We start from the raw sequence: 18,479 nt of genomic DNA on the forward strand, positions 1-18,479 counted from the left end.
TCGTCCGGCTGACGCCCCATCATGACGAAGCCCTCCGGGGGGTGGAAGGATTCCTCGGGGGCGGCGTGTCGGCCGCCCGTGGTCCGAGGGAGAGGTGCTCGCGTTGTCCGCAGACGCCGTCGTGGTCGGTGCCGGAGTGATGGGTGCCTCGATCGCCCTGGAGCTGGCCCGGTCGGGCCGCCGGGTGGTGGTGGTCGACAAGGCCGGCGGGATCGGCCACGGGTCGACCTCGGCATCCAGCGCCGTGGTGCGCTTCAACTACTCGACCTGGGCCGGGGTGGCGACCTCGTGGGAGGCGCGGTCGCACTGGGTGCACTGGCGCGAGCACCTGGGCGTGCCGGCCGGCACGGACGGGCTCGCCCGCCTCGTGCCGTGCGGCCTCGCGCTGCTGGACGTCGACGTGCTGCCGCGCGACCGCTTCCTGCCGTCCTTCGACCGCGCCGGGGTGCCGTACGAGGAGTGGGACGCCGCCGGGCTCGCCCGCCGGGTACCGGGTCTGGACCCCGGCCGGCACTGGCCGCCCCGGCGGCTCTCCGACGAGAGGTTCTGGGCGGAGCCGGAGGCGTCGCTGGGCGCGGTGTTCACCCCCGACGCGGGCTACGTCACCGACCCCCAGCTCGCCGCCGCGAACCTCGCGGACGCCGCCCGGCGCCTCGGCGCGGAGTTCCGCCTGCGGCGCACGGTCACCGCGATCGACCGGACCGGCGACCGGGTCCGCGCCGTCCGGCTCGACGACGGCAGCGTGATCGCCACTCCCGTCGTGGTGAACGCGGCCGGCCCGTGGTCCACCCGGGTCAACGAACTGGCCGGTGTCGGAGGCGACTTCGCCGTCGGGCTGCGTCCGCTGCGGCAGGAGGTGCACCGGGTCGCGGCGCCACCCGGCTGGAACGGCATCGCGCTCGCCGACGTCGACCTCGGCGTCTACCTGCGGGGCGACTCCGGCGGCGGCCTGCTGGTCGGCGGCACGGAACCGGAGTGCGACCCGCTGCACTGGGTGGACGACCCGGACGCGGTCGACCACCGGGTCACGGGAGCGGTGTTCGAGGCGCAGGTGACCCGGGCGGCCCGGCGGCTCACCGGCCTGTCCGTGCCGAACCGGCCGAGCGGCGTCGTCGGGGTCTACGACGTGGCCGACGACTGGACACCGGTCTACGACCGGACCGATCTGCCGGGCTTCTTCGTGGCGATCGGCACGAGCGGCAACCAGTTCAAGAACGCGCCGCTCGTGGGGGCCTTCCTGCGCGCCCTGGTCGACCACGCGGAGGACGGCAAGGACCACGACACCGATCCGGTGCACCTCCGGGGCCCGTACACCGGAGCGGAGATCGACCTGTCGGCGTTCTCCCGGCTGAGGCCGGGCGGTGCGGGCAACTCCGGTACGGTCATGGGCTGATGCGGCGGCCGGGACGGTCCACCGGGGCCGGGCCTGCCGAGCCCGTCCGGACGGCCGGGGCCGTCGGGCCCGCAGCGGCCGCCCCGCCCTGCCGGGCCGGGCGGCGGCCGTGGTATCCAGGCAGGATGACGATCTCCGGGCCGGACGCGGCACCCTTCGATGCCGTGCTGTGCGACATCGACGACGTGATCCGCTTCTACGACGTCACGGAGGTGACCCGGCTGGAGCACGCCGCGGGCCTGCCGGTCGGCAGCACGGCGGCGGCGGGCTTCGCGCCGGAGCGGGGCCGCCCGCTGGTGCTCGGCCGGCTGACGAAGGACGCGTGGGTGGGGGCGACGGCCGCCGCGCTCGCCGACCGGGTGCCGCACGACCGGGCCGTCGAGCTGGCCGCGGCGTTCGCCGGGGCGCCGTTCCGCGCCGAACCCGGGGCGGTCGGCCTGCTGCGCCGTGCGCGCGAGCACTGCCCGGTGCTGCTGGTCACGAACGGCACGCCGTGGCTGGACGAGGACCTGGCCCGGGTGGGCCTGGACGGCCTCGCGGACGACGTCGTCAACAGCTCCCGGGTGGGCGTCGCCAAGCCGGACCCCGGGATCTACCTGATCGCCGCGGCGCGGGCGGGGGTCGACCCGGCCCGCTGCCTGTTCGTCGACGACCGGGCGGAGAACGTGCGGGCCGCCGCCGCGCTCGGGATGGCCACGGTGCACTACCACGGCCCGGCCGACCTCCGGGCGGCGCTGGCCCCGCTGCTGGGCCCCGCCGTGGAGGCGCCCACCGGGCCGTGACCCGTCATGGCGGTGACCGGTCACGGGCCGTGCCCCGTCGCGGCCCGGGCCGTTCGGCGGCCGGGTCAGCCCTGCGGTCGGGTCGCCGCGATGATGCGTACGGCGTCGGCGATCTGCGCGTCGGTCAGGTCGCCGCGGGCGGTGAGGCGCAGCCGGGAGATGCCGTCCGGCACCGACGGCGGCCGGAAGCAGCCGACCGCGAGGCCCGCGGTACGGCAGTCCGCGGCCCAGCGGACGGCGGCCTCGGGGCCCGGGGCACGGACGGAGACCACGGCGGCGTCCGGGGTGGAGGCGTGCAGCCCGGCGGCGGTGAGCAGCGCGGAGAGCCGGTGCGCGACCTCGCGGGCGCGGTCGGCGCGGCCGGGCTCGGCGCGCAGCAGGCGCAGCGCGCCGAGGGCGGCGCCGGCGGCGGCCGGGGCGAGTCCGGTGTCGAAGATGAAGGTGCGGGCCGTCTCGGCGAGGTGCCTGATGACGCGTCGGGGGCCGAGGACGGCGCCGCCCTGTGCGCCGAGCGACTTGGAGAGGGTGACGGTCGCGACGGTGTCGGGCTCCCCCGCGAGGCCTGCCGCGGCGAGCGCGCCGCGCCCGCCAGGGCCGACGACGCCGAGGCCGTGCGCGTCGTCGACGAGCAGCGCGGCCCCGTGGGCGCGGGCGGCGGCGGAGAGGTCGGCGATCGGCGCGGCGTTGCCGTCGACGGAGAAGACCGAGTCGGAGACGACCAGGGCGCGCGGATGCCGGCGATCGGCCAGCACGGCGCGGACGGCGTCGGGGTCGGCGTGCGGCGCGCGGTGCACGTCGCTGCGGGCGAGGCGGCAGCCGTCGATGAGCGAGGCGTGGTTGTACGCGTCGGAGACGATCAGGGTGTCGGGGTCGGTGAGCGCGGTCAGTGCGGCGAGGTTGGCGGCGTAGCCGGAGGAGAGCACGAGGGCGGCCTCGAATCCGCAGAACGCGGCGAGCTCGTCCTCGAGTTCGGTGTGCAGCGCGGTGGTTCCGGTGACCAGGCGGGAGCCGGTGGCGCCGCCGCCCCAGCGCAGCGCGGCGTCGGCGGCGGCGCGGGTGACGGCGGGGTGGCGGACGAGTCCGAGGTAGTCGTTGCTCGCGAGGTCGAGCACGGGGTCGTCGGCGGGGCGGCTGCGCAGGGTGCGGGTGAGTCCGGCGCGGGCGCGGAGGTCGGCGGCCTCGTCCAGCCAGTCGAAGACGGCGGTCGGCGTGCGGGTCGGCTGCGGCGCGGTGGGGTGGACCATGGCCGCACTCTGGCATGCGCCGGCGAGGGGCGGCAACGTGCGCCTGCGCACACGCGGCGCCGGTGCGGGGTGCGCGCGTAGACTCCCCCGACCGGCGGGGCCGGGCGGGCGGTGCCCGGCCGGTGGGGCCCGGCCGGTGGAGGGAGACCTGGTGGACGACGGCCGCCTGACGGTGCGGGACGTGCTGGCGCTGGAACTCGTCGCGCCGTGGGGGGCGGAGGTGGCGGCCTGCCCGGCCCTGCTGGACCGGCCGGTGCGGTGGCTGCACGTGGCGGAGGCCGCGGACGTCGCGGTGATGCTGACCGGCGGGGAGATGGTGCTGACGACGGGTCTGCTGCTGGCGGGTGACGAGCAGGCGCAGACCGCGTACGTCGAGTCGATGCGGGAGGCCGGCGCGGCGGCCGTGGTGCTGGGGCTGGGCCGGGCGTTCTCGACCACTCCGGAGGCGATGCGGCGGGCGGCGCAGCGGTGCGGGGTGCCGCTGGTGGTGCTGCACCGCCCGGCGTCGTTCGCGCGGCTCACCGAGGAGGTGCACGCGAGGCTGCTGCACGGCCGGTACGCCGCGCTCGACCTGTCGGACCGGCTCGGCGGCTCGCTGTCGGCGCTGAACCTGTCGGGGGTGCCGTTGCAGCGGCTCCTCGACGAGATCGCCGGGTACGCGGGCTGCCCGGCGGTGGTGGTGAACCTGGCGCACCGGGTGCTGGCGTCGGCGGGTGAGGCCGCGGCGCTCGGCGACCTCCTGCGCGACTGGGAGCGGGTCTCGCGGCAGGTGTCCGAGCTGCGGGGCAACGGTCCGGTGACGCTCGGCCCGGACGGCTGGATCACGGCGCGGCTGGAGGCGCGCGGGCGCCAGTGGGGGCATCTGGTGCTCTTCGGCCACCAGGGCGGCGAGGAGACCGGCCGGGTGCTCGGGCGGCGGGCGGCGGAGGCGCTGGCGGTGCACCGGTTGCTCGGCGACCGGGAGATCGGCCGGCAGCGCGGCTGGGAGGACCAGGCGGCGGAGGCCCTGCTGAGCGACCTCGCCTCGGGCACGGTGCACCCCGAGCAGTTGCTGCCGAGGCTCCGGGCGGCCGGGCTGCCCACCGAGCGCCGCACGCTGGTGCCGGTGGTGCTGCGGCTGCCGTCCGGTGACGGCGCGGCGGGCGGCACGGTGTGCGGTGCGGCGCGGCGGGCGCTGGAGGAGGAGTCGCTGGCCGGGCTGGTCGCCCGGATCGGACCGGACGGCACGGTCGCGGTACTGGTCGGCGTGCCGCCGGGGCGGAACGCCGACACGGAGGTGGACCGGCTCGCCGTGCGCCTGCAGGAGCGGGCGCCGGGGGCGGTGATCGGGGCCGGTTTCGGCTGCCTGGTGCTGGACGAGGTGCGCAGGTCGTTCCTGGAGGCGGTGCACGTCGCGGACGCCGCGGTGGCGGGTCCGCCGTCGGGTCCGGTGGCGCGCCTGCGGGACGTACGGCTGCGCGGCCTGGTGCGGCTGCTGCGGGACGAGCCCGAGCTGCAGGCGTTCATCGGCCGGGAGCTGGGGCCGCTGCTGCGGCACACGGAGCTGCTGGACGTGCTGCGCACCTACCTGCGGACCGGCCGCAACAAGTCGCTGGCCGCGCAGGAGCAGCACGTGAGCCGCCCGGCGCTCTACCGGCGGCTGCAGAGCATCGAGGCCCTGCTCGGCATCGACCTGGCCGACCTGGAGCAGCTGACCTCGCTGTACGTGGCGCTGCTCGCGCACGACGCGCAGCGCGGGCCGTAGCGGGCGCCGCCGCCGGTGCCGTGGCGGGCGCCGGGCGGCGTCCGTGCAGGCGGGCGCGGGTGGACGGGGTGGTCCGTCCGCGGCGCCCGGGGGTTCGGGACCGGCCCCCGGCGGGTAAAGTCCGGGCAAAGAACCGGGCGCCGGGCAACGGGCACGCGCTGCCGGGAGTCGTCGCGGTCCCGGAGGGGAACGCCGTACTCGTCGGCCGGCGACCACCGGCCGCCCGGCGCAGCACGGCACGCACAGAGCGGAAGGGTGACGCACCCGATGACGGTGAACCTCGGCAAGGGCCAGAAGGTCGACCTCGGCAAGCCCGGAGGGGGCACGCTGGAGGTGGTCCGGATGGGCCTCGGCTGGCAGGCCGCTCCCCGGAAGGGCTTCTTCGCGAAGCTCATGGCCCGCGACATCGACCTGGACGCGTCCGCGGTGCTCTTCGCCGGGCGCGAGCCGGTGGACGTCGTCTACTTCCAGCACCTGACGAGCTCCGACGGCTCGGTGCGGCACAGCGGCGACAACCTGACCGGCGGCGCCGGCCAGGGCGCCGACGACGAGACGATCACGGTGAACCTGACCCGCGTGCCGAAGAAGGTCGACCAGATCGTCTTCACCGTGAACTCCTTCACCGGCCAGACCTTCCAGGACGTGCAGAACGCCTTCTGCCGGCTGGTCGACGACTCCACCGGCCAGGAGCTCGCCCGCTACACCCTGACCGGCGGGGGCACCAGCACGGCGCAGATCATGGCGAAGGTGCACCGGTCGAACGGCGGCTGGCAGATGACGGCGATCGGCGCCCCCGCCGACGGGCGGACGTTCCAGGACGTCATCCCCGCCATCGAGCCGCACCTCTGACGGCGGACCTCCGCGCGGGTCCGCCGGGCCCGCGCGCCCTCGCGGGCGCAGGCTGTCAGTAGGGCCGGGAGCCCGCGAGGACGGCACGGCGAAGGCGGTGGCGATGGACGGCGGCGGGCCCGAGACCACCGCGGCACCCGGCACGCCGCCGTCCGGCCGCGCGCCCTGGCCGCCGATCGACCTGCTCGCCAGGATCCGGCGCGATCCCCGCCACATGCCCGAACGGGCCGCGCTCTTCGCCGTCGACCGGATCGGCGCGGAGTCGTCCGAGCGGCTCGCCCGGCTGCGGCGCTCCGGGAGTCCCCGGCGGGAGGTCCTGGAGACGGTCGTCGCCCACGGGGTCCGGACGGCCGTGGTCGACGGCGCCTTCGTCGGCGGACCGTTCATCGCGCTGGTGCCCACGGCCTTCTGCGCGGCGCTGCTCGCGCAGGGCCGGATGGTGATGGAGATCGGCGAGCTGTCGGGCCGTCCCGCCACCGATCCGGCGCGGGCCGCCGACCTGCTGTTCCTGCAGGGCGTGTACCCGACGGTCGAGGAGGCGCGGCGGGCGCTCGACGCCCTGCCGCCGGACGACGGACCAGCCGGACCGCCCGGACCGCCCGGACCGCCCAGAGCAGCCGAACCGCCCGGACCGCCCGAGGAGCCACCGCGGCTGTCCCTGCGGGAGTGGGGGCGGGTGGTCGTGCGGATGGCGTACGTGCTGGGCGTCGTCACGCCCTCCGCCCCGGGCCCCGCGCCCGGGCCGCGCCCGGGCCGGTACCTGCGCTGGGTGGCCGTCGCCCTGCTGGTCGCCGTGGGGGTCCTGCTGCCGTTCGTCTGGGTGCCGGTGCTGGGGTTCGCCTACCGTTCGGCGACGCTGCGGCTCGCCGAACGCGCCATCACGCACTTCGGCGCCTCCCCCGGGGACGAGGACGAGGACGCAGCCGACGCCGCGGAGGGCGGACGGCCCCGGCGCGGCCGGGTGCGGCCGCTCGCCCTGCTGGTGGCGCTGCGGACGCTCGCCGCGCTGCTCCTGCCGTTCGCGGCCGCCGTCCTGCTGGTGGTGAGCGGCGGCCGGGTCGCCGGACACCGGTGGCTGGCCGTCGGCGCCGGGCTGGTGGCCGTCTCACTGATCTCCTGCGTGGTGTGGCGGTTCCGCCAGTGGCGGCGCACGTCGGGGCGCGGCCGCCCGGCGGCCGGGCTCACGCCGGGGGCGGGCCCTCCGCCGCGGTGATCTCCTGCTCCGTCCAGATCACCTTGCCGTCGGGGGTGTAGCGGCTGCCCCAGCGGCTGGTGAGCTGGGCGATGAGGAAGAGTCCGCGGCCGCCCTCGTCGGTGGGCCGGGCGCGACGCAGCCGCGGCTGGGTCTGGCTGGGGTCGGAGACCTCGCAGATCAGCCGCTCGTCCCTGATGAGGCGCAGCACGATCGGCCCGCCGGCGTAGCGGATGGCGTTGGTGACGAGCTCGCTGACGATGAGCTCGGTGGTGAAGACCAGGTCGTCGAGGCCCCAGGCGGTGAGCTGCGCGGCGGCGGTGGAGCGGGCGTCGGCGACGGCGGCCGGGTCGACCGGGAACTCCCGGCTCAGGACGGAGCCCTCGGGCAGGGTGCGCACCCGGGCCAGCAGCAGGGCGAGGTCGGTGCCGGGCGGGTCGGTGAGGATCCGGGTGAGCACCTCGCGGCCGAGGCCGGCGACGGGGGCGGCGGGCTGCGCGGCGTCCCGCAGGGCGTCACCGAGCATCCGCACGGCCTTGTCCTCGTCCGCCCCGGCGCGTTCCAGCAGGCCGTCGGTGAAGAGCGCGAGCAGCGTGCCGGGCGGCACGTCGACGCTCACGGGCTCGAACGGGGCCGCGCCGGCACCGAGCGGCGGTCCGGGCCGCAGGGCGAGCGGGGCGGCGGGCCCGTCGGGGGTGGCGACGACGGGCGGCCGGTGGCCCGCGGAGGCCGCGGTGCAGGTGCCGTCGGAGGGGTCGTAGACGGCGTACAGGCAGGTGGGTCCGTCGACCGGCTGCGGCAGCCCGTCGGCGCGCAGGTGCAGGGCGAGGTCGTCGAGGTGGGTGAGGAGTTCCTCCGGCGGCAGGTCGAGGTCGGCGAGGGTGCGGACGGCGGTGCGCAGGCGGCCCATGGTGGCGGTCGCGTCGAGTCCGTTGCTGCGGGCGTCGCCGACCACGAAGGCGACCCGGGCGGACGACAGCGGGATCGCGTCGAACCAGACGCCGGAGATCTGCGCGGACGTGCCGGCGGGCACGTAGGTGCCGGCGGTCTGCGCCGCGCCGACGTCCAGCAGCGGGCGGGGCAGCAGGCTCTCCTGGAGGTTCTGCACGAGCTGGTGCTCGCGGGTGTAGCGGCGGGCGTTGTCGATGCTGAGGGAGGCGCGTGAGCCGATCTCGCCGACCAGGGTGGCGTCGTCCGCGTCGAACGCGGGGCGGTCCGCGGTGCGCCAGAGGCCGAGCGCGCCCAGCACCAGGCCCCGGGCCTGCAGCGGCAGCACGAGGAAGCTGCTGGCGCCGTCGGGCAGCAGGAGCCGCTCCCGGTCGGTCTGCCCGGCGACGGCACGGCGGAGCTCGCCCATGTCGGCGATCCGCGGCAGGCCGCTGCGCAGGTAGTCGCTCTCGCGGGCGCGGACCCGGATGGTGGCGCCCGGCGGGTGCACCTCCTCCGGCCAGGTGCCGTCCGCGGAGGCGACGGCGGCCCGGCGCAGCGGCGCGTCGATGAGGAACTCGCCGGGCTCCTCGCCGCGCAGCACGACCTCGGTGAGGTCGACCGAGGCCAGGTCGGCGACGGCGGGGACGAGCGCCGCGACGAGTTCCTCCGCGCAGCGGGTGACGTCGAGGGAGCGGCCGATGCCCCGGGCCGCCTCGTCGATGACGTCGATGCGGCGCTGGGCGGTGTGCTGGGCGGTGACGTCGGCGAAGCTCAGGAGGGCGCCGACGATGCGGCCCGCCGGGTCGCGCATGGGCATGGCCGACAGGGACAGGATGCGTTCGTCGCCGGGGTCGCGCCGCAGCCGGACGGGCCGCACCCAGTCGTTGAAGGGCTCGCCGGTCGCGACGACGGCCGCCACCCGGGCCTGGATCCCGGCCGCGTCGGCGGGCAGCAGCACGCTGTCGAGCCCGGCCCCGGGGCGGGCCGGGTCGGGCTGCGGGGTCAGGTTGGCGCGGACGAGGCGCAGGTCGGTGTCGAGGACGAGCAGGCCGATCCGGGTCTGGCCGAACAGCGCGGCGAGCAGCGCCCGCTCGTGCTCCCGGTGGCGGGCGGCGGCGGTGGGGGCGAGGTGCACGAGGGCGAGGGCGCCGTCGGGGCCGTGCAGCGGCCGGATGCGGAGCCGGACGGCCACGGCGAAGCCGTCGCGGTGGCGCAGGACGGCGTCGGCACCCGTCCGGGCGGTGTCGTCGGCGGGCGGCGGCCACGGGGTGCCGGGCGGGAGGAGCAGGTCCTGGACGGGGCGCCCGCACAGCTCGGCGGGGGCGCGGCCGAGCAGCGCGCCGGCGGCGGGGCTGCAGGCCGTGATCCGGGCGCCTTCGTCGACCACCAGGGTGGCCTCGCCGTGCGACGGCGGGGCCGTGTGCTGTGAGCCGTTGTGCATCCGCGGATCCTCCACCGGCCGGAGTCCCCCCGCTGCCCGCCCCCGGACACCATTGAACACCCGGGGGCGTGGCGTGCGCCGGGCGGAGGCGCGGCGCCGGGGCCCGCCGGTCAGGGGCCGCCGGGCGCCGGGGCGGGGCGGTCCGGCGCGGTGCCGCCGGGGCCGGGCAGCGCGGCCAGGGCGGCTTCCAGCCAGTCGATCCAGTGGCTCTCCAGCCCGAGCCCGGCCTGCAGCACGACGTGGTGGAGCCGGCTCGCCTCGTCGGTCCGCCCGGGCGGGAAGTCGCGGAGCTCGATGGCGCGGTACTCCTCCAGCTGCGCCCGGTGCAGGTCGAGGTGGCGGCGGAGCTCGCCGGTCAGGGCGCCGCCGGTGCCGGTGGCGGCGGCGGCCCGCAGCCGCAGCAGGAGGGGGTCGCGGGCGGGCTTGGGGTCCTGCGGTTCGGTGATCCACGCGGCGAGCGCGGTGCGGCCCGCGGGGAGCACCTCGTACTCCTTGCGGCGGCCGCGGCTGGGCGGCTGGGGGACGGCCCTGATCAGGCCGTCCGTCTCCAGCCGCCCGAGCTCGCGGTAGATCTGCTGGTGCGTGGCGGACCAGAAGTAGCGGATCGACTTGTCGAAGCGCCGTGTCAGCTCCAGCCCCGAGGACGGCTTCTCCAGCAGGGCGGTGAGGATGGCGTGCGGCAGCGACATGGGGTCGATCCTAGGGCGCGGCGCGCGGCCCTCCGGCGCGTCCTCCGCTCAGGAGTCCAGGGCCTCCCCCACCAGGGCGCGGGCCTCCTCCTGCACCCGGGCGAGGTGCGCCTCGCCGTGGAAGCTCTCCGCGTAGATCTTGTAGACGTCCTCGGTGCCGGAGGGACGTGCGGCGAACCACGCGTTCTCGGTGCAGACCTTGAGGCCGCCGATGGCGGCGCCGTTGCCGGGGGCCTCGGTGAGGACGGCGGTGATGGGCTCGCCGGCGAGGCTGTCGGCGCGCACCCGGCTCGGCGAGAGCTTCGCGAGGACGGCCTTCTGCGCGCGGTCGGCGGGAGCGTCGACGCGGGCGTAGGCGGGGGCGCCGAAGCGGCCGGTGAGCTCGCCGTACAGCTCGGACGGGGTGCGGCCGGTGACGGCGGTGATCTCGGAGGCGAGCAGGGCCAGCAGGATGCCGTCCTTGTCCGTCGTCCAGACGCCGCCGTCGCGGCGCAGGAACGACGCGCCGGCCGACTCCTCGCCGCCGAAGGCGACGGTGCCGGAGAGCAGGCCGTCGACGAACCACTTGAAGCCGACGGGCACCTCGACGAGCTCCCGCTTCAGGTCACCGGCGACCCGGTCGATCATCGAGGAGGAGACCAGGGTCTTGCCGATCCCCGCCTCGGCGGGCCAGTCGCGGCGGTGCCGGTAGAGGTAGTCGATGGCGACGGCGAGGTAGTGGTTGGGGTTCATCAGCCCGCCGTCGGGGGTGACGATGCCGTGCCGGTCCGCGTCGGCGTCGTTGCCGGTGGACACCGTGTAGGCGTCCTTGCGGCCGATCAGGGAGGCCATCGCGTACGGCGACGAGCAGTCCATCCGGATCTTGCCGTCCCAGTCGAGCGTCATGAAGCGCCACGCCGGGTCGGTGGCGGGGTTGACGACGGTGAGGTCGAGGCGGTGCGTCTCCGCGATCCGGCCCCAGTACGCGACGGAGGCGCCGCCGAGCGGGTCGGCGCCGATGCGCACGCCGGCCGCCCGGACGGCGTCGAGGTCGAGCACGGCCGGGAGGTCGTCGGTGTAGGTGCCGAGGAAGTCGTACCGGCCGGTGGTGTCCGCGGCCAGTGCCCGCGCGTACGGCACCCGGTGCACGCCCTTGAGGCCGGCCTCGATGAGGGCGTTGGCGCGGTCCTGGATCCAGCCGGTCGCCTCGGACCCGGCCGGGCCGCCGTTCGGCGGGTTGTACTTGAAGCCGCCGTCGGCCGGCGGGTTGTGCGAGGGGGTCACCACGATGCCGTCCGCCAGCCGCTTCGGCGCGGAGCGGTTGTGGGCGAGGATCGCGTGCGAGACCGCCGGGGTGGGCGTGTAACCGTCTGAGGTGTCGAGCAGCACGGTGACGCCGTTCGCGGCGAGCACCTCCAGCGCGGTGGCGCGGGCGGGCTCGGAGAGCGCGTGGGTGTCGATGCCGAGGAAGAGCGGCCCGGTGGTGCCCTGGGCGGCCCGGTACTCGCAGATCGCCTGGGTGGTCGCGGCGATGTGGTCCTCGTTGAAGGCGGTGGCGAGCGAGGAACCGCGGTGCCCCGAGGTGCCGAACGCGACCCGCTGGCCCGGCTCGGCCGGGTCGGGGTGCAGCGTGTAGTAGGACGTCACCAGCCGGGCCACGTCCACCAGGTCCTGCGGGGCGGCGGGCTCCCCGGCTCGTACGTGCACCATCTCTTCGCTCTCCTCCTCGACGTGGCCGGGCGCGCGGCCCGGCCGGGGCCCGGTCCCGGAACCCCACTCTCACCTACCCCGTGCGCGCGCACGCATGCGGCGCACGGGACGGCCGTGCCGTGACGGCACCAGCGGGACGGACGGGCCCGGCACCGGCTCCGCCCCGGCACGGCACCGCAGCCCGGCGCTCACCCGGACGGGGACACCACTCCCGTGCGCCCTTCCTGCTCCCCCTCACTCTCCGTCACCGTTGCTCCCAGGCGGGGGACCGCTCGGACACAAACCGATCCCCCGCATTCCCTCACACGGGGTACATCCATCGGAAACTGATCTGGCATCAGATTCGTTTATCACCATGAGCATGTACACCGGCCGGTCGGCGGAGGGAGGGCACCGGTGCGAACGCACGGCACCATCAGGGCCCTGCTGTCCGCACTGCTCGGCGCCGTCCTGCTGTTCGCGGGCGCCGAGGCCTCGGACGCGCTGAAACCCCGTCAGGCCGTCCAGTCGGCAGGCGTCGTCGCACCCGCCGAACGGTCCGACGACGAGAAGGACCTGCCCACCGGGCTCTCCCAGCGGCACGGGCCGCACGCCACCGCACGCCCCCTCCCCGGCACGGCCGCCGCCCTGCGGCCCGCCCGTCCCGACCACACCGCCGCCGCGCCCGGCCGGTCGCCGTGCCCGCCGCCGGCCGGCTCCGCCGGGGCCCCGACCTACCCGTCGAGACCCACCGGCGGCGCCACCGCCTCCGTGTTCCAGGTCTTCCGCTGCTGAGCTGACCCGGGCCCGCCCGGCACCCCGGCAGGCGGTGCGCCCGCGCACCGCCCCGGGTCCACCGCCCCTGCGCGCCGCACCACGCCGGCGCCCGGCCGCCGCGGCACACCCCCCGCAGCCCAGCACCGCCGCCCGCCCTCCGGCGGAACGGCGCACAAGACCCCTGGTCCACCGTCCGCCCCCGCGCGCACCGCGCCGGGGCCATGGAGGTATGCCCCGATGGATCCCTTGAGGGACCGCGCCCGGTCGTTCCGCGACCGCGCCGCCCGCGACGGCCGCGAGTTCGCCGGACTCGCCGCCGGCCAGCAGCCGCAGGCACTCTTCGTCACCTGCTCCGACTCACGCGTCGTGCCGTCGCTCATCACCGGCGCCGACCCCGGCGACCTGTTCGAACTCCGCACCGCCGGCAACATCGTGCCGCCGTACCGGGCCGACCGGCCGAGCGGCGAGGCCGCCACCGTCGAGTACGCCGTCGAGGTGCTCGAGGTCCGCGACATCGTCGTGTGCGGCCACTCCCACTGCGGCGCGGTCGGCGCCCTCGTCCGCGGCGACGACCTCAGCGCCGTGCCCGCCGTCCGCGACTGGCTCGCGCACAGCGACCCGGCGGCCCTCGCACCGGCCCCCTCCGACGTCTTCGACCCCACCGTCGCCGGACCGGTGCAGCGCCACGTGCTCGCCCAGCTCGACCGCCTCCGCGGCTACCCCGGCATCGCCCGGCGCACCGCCCAGGGCCGACTGCGCCTGCACGCCTGGTTCTACGAGGTCCACACCGGACTCGTCCTGGCCCACCGACCCGGCCCCGATGCCTTCCTCCCGCTCTGAGCGGCCCTCCAGCCGGCCGTTCCACGACCGACCCCAAGAGGACCTGATGTTCCGTAGAACCCCCTCCGTCCCCGCACTGCGGGCGGACTTCGCCGCCTCCCTCGTCGTCTTCCTCGTCGCCCTGCCGCTCTGCGTCGGCGTGGCCGTCGCCTCCGGCGTGCCCGCCGAACTCGGCCTCGTCACCGGCATCGTCGGCGGCCTCCTCACCGGCATGCTGCCCGGCAGCAGCCTCCAGGTGTCCGGCCCCGCCGCCGGACTCACGGTGCTCGTGTACGAGGCCGTCACCGAGTACGGCCTGCCCGCACTCGGCGTCATCGTGCTCGCCGCCGGCCTGCTCCAGCTGCTGATGGGCGCACTGCGCCTCGGCCGCCTCTTCCGCGCCATCTCCGTCTCCGTGGTGCAGGGCATGCTCGCCGGCATCGGCCTCGTCCTCGTCGCCGGACAGCTCTACGCGGCAGCCGGGGCGAAGGCGCCCGGCAACGGGCCCGCCAACATCGCCGGACTGCCCGGCCTGGTCGCCGACACCGCCGGATCCGCCGCCGGCCGGGCCTCGCTCGCCGTCGGCGCCGGCACCGTCGCCGTGCTCGTGCTGTGGAAGAGACTGCCCGCCCGCGTCCGCGTCGTACCCGCGCAGCTCGCCGCGGTGGCGCTGGCGACCCTCGCCGTCGCCACGCTCGACCTCCCGGTCGGCCGGGTCGAGGTGAGGGGCCTGCTCGGCGTCGTCCAGCCGCCGGGCACCTCGGCCTTCGACGTGCTCACCGAGGTCGGCGCCCTGGCCACCGTCGTCGCGTTCACCCTCATCGCCTCCGCGGAGAGCCTCTTCAGCGCGGCGGCCGTCGACCGGCTGCACGACGGCAGGCGCACCGACTACGACCGGGAACTCATCGCCCAGGGCGCCGGGAACACCGTGTGCGGGCTCCTCGGCGCCCTGCCCATGACCGCCGTCATCGTCCGCAGCGCCGCGAACGTACAGGCCGGCGCCCGTACGAAGGCCTCCCGGGTGATGCACGGCGGGTGGCTGCTCCTCTTCGCGGCCCTGCTCCCGGCCGCGCTGGGCGTCATCCCGCTCGCGGCGCTGGCCGGCGTGCTGGTGCACGCGGGCACCAAGCTGCTGCCGGTGAGCACCCTCCGGCCGCTGTGGCGGTCGCACCGCGGCGAAGCGGTCGTCCTGGTGGCGACCGCGGTGGCCATTGTGGTGACCAACATGTTCGAGGGCGTACTGATCGGCCTGCTGCTCGCCGTGCTGAAGACCGCGTGGGAGACCTCCTCCGTGCACCTGGAGGTCGACGACCGGCCCGGCGGCGCCGTCCGGGTGATGATCTCGGGCAACGCCACCTTCCTCCGGCTGCCCCGCATCCTCGACACCCTGGAGGCCCTCCCCCGCGACCGCGCCATCGAACTCGACCTGGCCGCACTGCGCCACCTCGACCACGCCTGCCGGACGGCCCTGCAGGACTGGGCCGGACGGCACAACACGAAGGGCACCGACCCCGTGCACGCCCCGGCGCTGCACTGAGCCACCACCGCCGTCCCCGCCTGCCTGGCCCCGTCCGGCGGCGCGGCAGGCGGGGACGGCCGCCGCTCACGGCGGGTGACCGCCGTGAGCGGCCCGGGCCGTCGGGGTTCCGGCCCGTCGGGGTTCCGGCCCGGCGCTGCCTCCGGAGGCTGCGGCTACGACCGATCGCCGTCGGACGGGCCCGGCCCGACGATCACGACATCAAGGGTGCGCGGGCCGTGCACGCCCTCGACGCGGTCGAGTTCGATGTCGCTGGTGGCGGACGGTCCGGAGATCCAGGTCTGCGGTCGGGCCGGGTCCAGCAACGGCAGGGCCTGGGGAAGGGAGGCGACCACCTGGTCGGCACGGACCACGCAGACGTGGTGGTCGGGCACCAGGGTCAGCAGGCGACGGCCCTGGGCGGGCCCCGCGTCGAGGACGATCGTGCCGGTCTCGGCGACGGCGAGCGCGCAACCGGTCACCACACTGTCCACGGTGTCGAGGCGGCGGGGCGTCAGGGCGCCGTCGTCGTGGAGCTGTTCGACCCCGGCGGCCCCGGCGAGCCAGTGCGACGGCAGACCGGCCGGCACCGCGAGGGTACGGGTGCCGCGGTCCGCGAACAGGCGGGCGAGGACGGCGGGCAACGCGTCGTCCGTGGTGCGGTGGAGGTGCGCGCGGTAGTCGGTGAGGTTCTCCGCGAGCAGGTCCAGGAGGGCAGGCCCGTCGGGGGTGTGGGCGGTGCGGTAGGTGCGCTCGATGCCGCCGGACCTGTCCTGCTCCCGGTCGGGGACGTCGGTGAGGGCGGTGCGGATGCGGGCGAGGATCTGCTCGCGGGAGCTCATCGGTCCACCTCGGGAGTGCGGTTCTTCTTCCACCAGTCGCGGAAGGGCTCGGCGGGCAGCTGCGGCAGGTCGCGGGTGTCGGTCCAGGCCTTCGCCGGGCCCGGCAGCGGCAGCTTCCCGGGGTGCAGGGCGCGGGTCTTCGCGGCGACGCGTTCGGCGGCGCCGAACGCGGCGGGGTGGTCCAGCAGCCAGGTCGCGGCCTTCATCGCGGCCCGCTCCACACGGTGGCCGGAGCTCTGTTCGACAACCTGTTCGCGCAGGTGCACCAGCACCTCGGGAATGTCGATCGCCACCGGGCACACCTCGTAGCACGCCCCGCACAGCGTGGACGCGAACGGCAGCGAAGCGTCCACCTCGGAGGCCAGGCCCCGCAACTGCGGGCTGAGGATCGCCCCGATCGGCCCCGGATAGGGCGAGCCGTACGCGTGACCACCCGCCCGCTCGTAGACCGGGCACACGTTCAAGCACGCCGAGCAGCGGATGCAGCGCAGCGCCTGCCGCCCGACCTCGTCCGCGAGCGTGGCCGTGCGGCCGTTGTCCAGCAGCACCAGGTGGAACTCTGCGGGGCCGTCGCCGTCGGTGGTGCCCGTCCAGGTCGAGGTGTAGGGGTTCATCCGCTCCGCGGTCGAGGAGCGCGGCAGGAGTTGCAGGAACACCTCCAGGTCACGCCAGGTCGGGATGACCTTCTCGATGCCGACCACCGAGATCAGCGTCTCCGGGAGGGTCAGACACATCCGGCCGTTGCCCTCGGACTCCACCACCACCAGCGTGCCGGTCTCGGCGATGAGGAAGTTCGCGCCGGAGACCGCGACCTTCGCCCGCAGGAACTTCTCCCGCAGATGCAGCCGCGCCGCCTCCGCCAGATCCGCCGGACGGTCGCTCAGCCCCTCCGGCGCAGGCCGGCCCCAGCGGCCCATCGCCTCGGTGAAGATGTCCCGGATCTCCCCGCGGTTGCGGTGGATCGCAGGCACCAGGATGTGCGAGGGCAGATCGTCCCCCAGCTGCACGATCAGCTCCGCGAGGTCGGTCTCGTAGGCGGTGATGCCCTCCGCGGCCAGCGCCTCGTTCAACCCGATCTCCTGCGTCGCCATCGACTTGACCTTCACCACCTCCCGCTCGCCCTTCGCCTTCACCAGACCGGCCACGATCCGGTTGGCCTCCGCCGCATCCGCCGCCCAGTGCACGATGCCGCCGGCCGCCTGCACCGCCGCCTCCGCCTGCAGCAGATACTCGTCCAGGCGGGCCAGCGTGCGGTCCTTGATGTCCTTGCCCGCCTGCCGCAGCTGCGCCCAGTCGTCGAGTTCACCGACCGCCACGGCCCGCTTGTCACGGATCGTCCGCGTCGCCCGGGTCAGATTCGCCCGCAACCGCTCGTTCTTCGTGGAGACCCTGGCAGCCTCAGGAAAAGCGGGCATGCCCAGGTAGGTGCCACTCATGCGAACAACTCCCCTTCGGTGGAAGCAAGGATCTCCGCGAGGTGCACCGCACGGACCGGCGCGCCCTGCCGGCGCAGGGTGCCACCGACGTGCAGCAGGCAGGAGTTGTCCGCCCCGCACAACACCTCCGCACCAGTGGCGAGCGCGTTGCGAACCTTGTCCGCACCCATCGCCGCAGACACATCCGGATTCTTCACCGCGAACGTGCCACCGAACCCGCAGCACTCCTGCGCACCCGGCAACTCCCGCAACTCCAGCCCCTTCACCGCCTCCAGCAACCTGCGCGGCCGCTCCCCCAGCCCCAGCACCCGCAACCCGTGACAGGACGGGTGGTACGTCACCGTGTGCGGGAAGTACGCCCCCACATCGACCACGCCGAGCACGTCCACCAGGAACTCCGTCAGCTCGAACACCCGCGGCACCAAGACATCAGCCACCGAGGCGAGTTCACTCCCCCGGCCCTCCGCCGCCGCCTTCGCCCCGATCCGCGGATAGTTCTCCCGCACCATCGCCGCACACGAGCCCGACGGCGTCACCACGAAGTCGTAGCCCGCGAACGCCTCACCCATCCGGCGCACCAGCGGCTCCGTCCCCCGCCGGTACCCGGTGTTGAACTGCGGCTGCCCGCAACACGTCTGCGCAGCCGGGAAGTCCACCTCCACCCCCAGCCGCTCCAGCAACGCCACCACCGCCCTGCCCGTACCCGGGAAGAGGGCATCGTTGACACAGGTGACGAACAACGCGACACGCATCGCAGCTCCCTCGGACGGCGATCGGGTACGGCGGCCGCCGGATCGGGCCGCCGGGTCGGGCCGCCGACCACGGCCTGCGGCTCCGCCCCTGCGTCCCGTCGCCGGGCCACCGGCCGGAGTGTAGCCGCGCGGTCGCCGACGGACGGCCGCCAACGCGCCCGCGGCTCTGGCCGCTTCGGGCGGTTCGGGCGGTTCCGGGGGCGGCCGGTCGACGGCGGTCGGCGCCACCACCCACACGCCACCGGTCCTGACCCGCCGCTCGGCAACACGACGGTCCGGATCGGTACTCACGTATCGGCCGCAGGCTCCCTCCCCTCGTGTCCGCAGGGATCCCCTGGACGTGCGTGCCGATCCGTCGATGGCTGTCACCACGCTTATGTAATATTCGAAGCCAGACTTCAGTCA

The 18,479-nt window shown here is 75.8% G+C and carries 15 protein-coding genes; 8 read left to right on the top strand and 7 right to left on the bottom strand.

Annotation, left to right across the window (positions count from 1 at the left end; genetic code table 11):
* Positions 1 to 94: 94 nt before the first annotated feature.
* Positions 95 to 1,393, top strand: coding sequence for an NAD(P)/FAD-dependent oxidoreductase (locus OG335_RS03015; protein ID WP_405009392.1), 1,299 nt, complete (start codon positions 95 to 97; stop codon positions 1,391 to 1,393).
* Positions 1,394 to 1,518: 125 nt separating this feature from the next.
* The gene (locus OG335_RS03020) at positions 1,519 to 2,175 is read left to right on the top strand and encodes an HAD family hydrolase (protein WP_405009393.1); all 657 of its coding nucleotides are present in this window, start codon (positions 1,519 to 1,521) and stop codon (positions 2,173 to 2,175) included.
* 65 nt (positions 2,176 to 2,240) lie between these two features.
* Here OG335_RS03020 and OG335_RS03025 read toward each other — a convergent pair whose 3' ends face one another.
* Positions 2,241 to 3,419, bottom strand: a complete 1,179-nt coding sequence (locus OG335_RS03025; RefSeq protein ID WP_405009394.1) for an 8-amino-7-oxononanoate synthase — start codon at positions 3,417 to 3,419, stop codon at positions 2,241 to 2,243.
* Between the two features lie 151 nt (positions 3,420 to 3,570).
* Between OG335_RS03025 and OG335_RS03030 the strand changes: the two genes are divergently transcribed.
* The 3 genes from OG335_RS03030 to OG335_RS03040 all read left to right on the top strand — a co-directional run bounded on the left by OG335_RS03030 (position 3,571) and on the right by OG335_RS03040 (position 7,225).
* Entirely contained in the window at positions 3,571 to 5,163 is a 1,593-nt protein-coding gene (locus OG335_RS03030) for a PucR family transcriptional regulator (RefSeq protein WP_405009395.1), read from the top strand.
* Positions 5,164 to 5,430: 267 nt separating this feature from the next.
* Positions 5,431 to 6,012, top strand: a complete 582-nt coding sequence (locus tag OG335_RS03035) for a TerD family protein (protein WP_405009396.1) — start codon at positions 5,431 to 5,433, stop codon at positions 6,010 to 6,012.
* A 103-nt stretch (positions 6,013 to 6,115) separates the two neighbouring features.
* On the top strand, positions 6,116 to 7,225 hold the full coding sequence (locus OG335_RS03040; protein WP_405009397.1) for a hypothetical protein: 1,110 nt from the start codon (positions 6,116 to 6,118) through the stop codon (positions 7,223 to 7,225).
* Here OG335_RS03040 and OG335_RS03045 read toward each other — a convergent pair.
* The 3 genes from OG335_RS03045 to pgm all read right to left on the bottom strand — a co-directional run bounded on the left by OG335_RS03045 (position 7,194) and on the right by pgm (position 11,953).
* A complete protein-coding gene (locus tag OG335_RS03045; protein ID WP_405009398.1) occupies positions 7,194 to 9,575 on the bottom strand; it encodes a SpoIIE family protein phosphatase in 2,382 nt (793 codons plus the stop codon). The two genes, OG335_RS03040 and OG335_RS03045, sit on opposite strands and share 32 nt — an antisense overlap.
* Before the next feature lie 110 nt (positions 9,576 to 9,685).
* Positions 9,686 to 10,264, bottom strand: a complete 579-nt coding sequence (locus tag OG335_RS03050) for a PadR family transcriptional regulator (RefSeq protein WP_405009399.1) — start codon at positions 10,262 to 10,264, stop codon at positions 9,686 to 9,688.
* 48 nt (positions 10,265 to 10,312) lie between these two features.
* On the bottom strand, positions 10,313 to 11,953 hold the full coding sequence (gene pgm / locus OG335_RS03055) for a phosphoglucomutase (alpha-D-glucose-1,6-bisphosphate-dependent) (protein ID WP_405009400.1): 1,641 nt from the start codon (positions 11,951 to 11,953) through the stop codon (positions 10,313 to 10,315).
* Positions 11,954 to 12,349: 396 nt separating this feature from the next.
* On the opposite strand from pgm, the gene OG335_RS03060 reads away from it, so the two are divergent.
* From OG335_RS03060 to OG335_RS03070, 3 genes are all read left to right on the top strand, one after another.
* Positions 12,350 to 12,727: a hypothetical protein gene (locus OG335_RS03060; RefSeq protein WP_405009401.1), complete on the top strand. Its 378-nt coding sequence runs from the start codon at positions 12,350 to 12,352 to the stop codon at positions 12,725 to 12,727.
* Positions 12,728 to 12,946: 219 nt separating this feature from the next.
* Positions 12,947 to 13,549 (top strand): carbonic anhydrase, encoded by a 603-nt coding sequence (locus tag OG335_RS03065; RefSeq protein WP_405009402.1) that lies wholly within the window; start codon positions 12,947 to 12,949, stop codon positions 13,547 to 13,549.
* Positions 13,550 to 13,595: 46 nt separating this feature from the next.
* A complete protein-coding gene (locus tag OG335_RS03070; RefSeq protein WP_405009403.1) occupies positions 13,596 to 15,065 on the top strand; it encodes a SulP family inorganic anion transporter in 1,470 nt (489 codons plus the stop codon).
* Between the two features lie 155 nt (positions 15,066 to 15,220).
* On the opposite strand, the gene OG335_RS03075 is transcribed toward OG335_RS03070, so the two are convergent.
* The 3 genes from OG335_RS03075 to OG335_RS03085 are packed head-to-tail and all read right to left on the bottom strand — an operon-like array spanning position 15,221 to position 18,074.
* Positions 15,221 to 15,886, bottom strand: a complete 666-nt coding sequence (locus OG335_RS03075) for a lactate utilization protein C (RefSeq protein ID WP_405009404.1) — start codon at positions 15,884 to 15,886, stop codon at positions 15,221 to 15,223.
* Entirely contained in the window at positions 15,883 to 17,322 is a 1,440-nt protein-coding gene (locus tag OG335_RS03080; RefSeq protein WP_405009405.1) for a lactate utilization protein B, read from the bottom strand. Before OG335_RS03080 ends, OG335_RS03075 begins: the two co-directional genes overlap by 4 nt.
* Positions 17,319 to 18,074, bottom strand: a complete 756-nt coding sequence (locus tag OG335_RS03085) for a (Fe-S)-binding protein (protein WP_405009406.1) — start codon at positions 18,072 to 18,074, stop codon at positions 17,319 to 17,321. The genes OG335_RS03080 and OG335_RS03085 overlap by 4 nt, the downstream gene beginning before the upstream one ends.
* Positions 18,075 to 18,479: the final 405 nt, after the last annotated feature.

It is taken from the genome of Kitasatospora sp. NBC_01539, from assembly GCF_045040525.1.
In the GTDB taxonomy this organism is placed as follows: Bacteria; Actinomycetota; Actinomycetes; order Streptomycetales; family Streptomycetaceae; genus Kitasatospora.

What these genes read in the sequence shown, in the direction of transcription:
- OG335_RS03020 (WP_405009393.1), top strand. Translation starts at nt 1,519, where the DNA reads ATGACGATCTCCGGGCCGGACGCGGCACCCTTCGATGCCGTGCTGTGC.
- OG335_RS03025 (WP_405009394.1), bottom strand. Translation starts at nt 3,419, where the DNA reads ATGGTCCACCCCACCGCGCCGCAGCCGACCCGCACGCCGACCGCCGTC.
- OG335_RS03035 (WP_405009396.1), top strand. Translation starts at nt 5,431, where the DNA reads ATGACGGTGAACCTCGGCAAGGGCCAGAAGGTCGACCTCGGCAAGCCC.
- OG335_RS03040 (WP_405009397.1), top strand. Translation starts at nt 6,116, where the DNA reads ATGGACGGCGGCGGGCCCGAGACCACCGCGGCACCCGGCACGCCGCCG.
- OG335_RS03045 (WP_405009398.1), bottom strand. Translation starts at nt 9,575, where the DNA reads ATGCACAACGGCTCACAGCACACGGCCCCGCCGTCGCACGGCGAGGCC.
- OG335_RS03050 (WP_405009399.1), bottom strand. Translation starts at nt 10,264, where the DNA reads ATGTCGCTGCCGCACGCCATCCTCACCGCCCTGCTGGAGAAGCCGTCC.
- pgm (WP_405009400.1), bottom strand. Translation starts at nt 11,953, where the DNA reads ATGGTGCACGTACGAGCCGGGGAGCCCGCCGCCCCGCAGGACCTGGTG.
- OG335_RS03065 (WP_405009402.1), top strand. Translation starts at nt 12,947, where the DNA reads ATGGATCCCTTGAGGGACCGCGCCCGGTCGTTCCGCGACCGCGCCGCC.
- OG335_RS03070 (WP_405009403.1), top strand. Translation starts at nt 13,596, where the DNA reads ATGTTCCGTAGAACCCCCTCCGTCCCCGCACTGCGGGCGGACTTCGCC.
- OG335_RS03075 (WP_405009404.1), bottom strand. Translation starts at nt 15,886, where the DNA reads ATGAGCTCCCGCGAGCAGATCCTCGCCCGCATCCGCACCGCCCTCACC.
- OG335_RS03080 (WP_405009405.1), bottom strand. Translation starts at nt 17,322, where the DNA reads ATGAGTGGCACCTACCTGGGCATGCCCGCTTTTCCTGAGGCTGCCAGG.
- OG335_RS03085 (WP_405009406.1), bottom strand. Translation starts at nt 18,074, where the DNA reads ATGCGTGTCGCGTTGTTCGTCACCTGTGTCAACGATGCCCTCTTCCCG.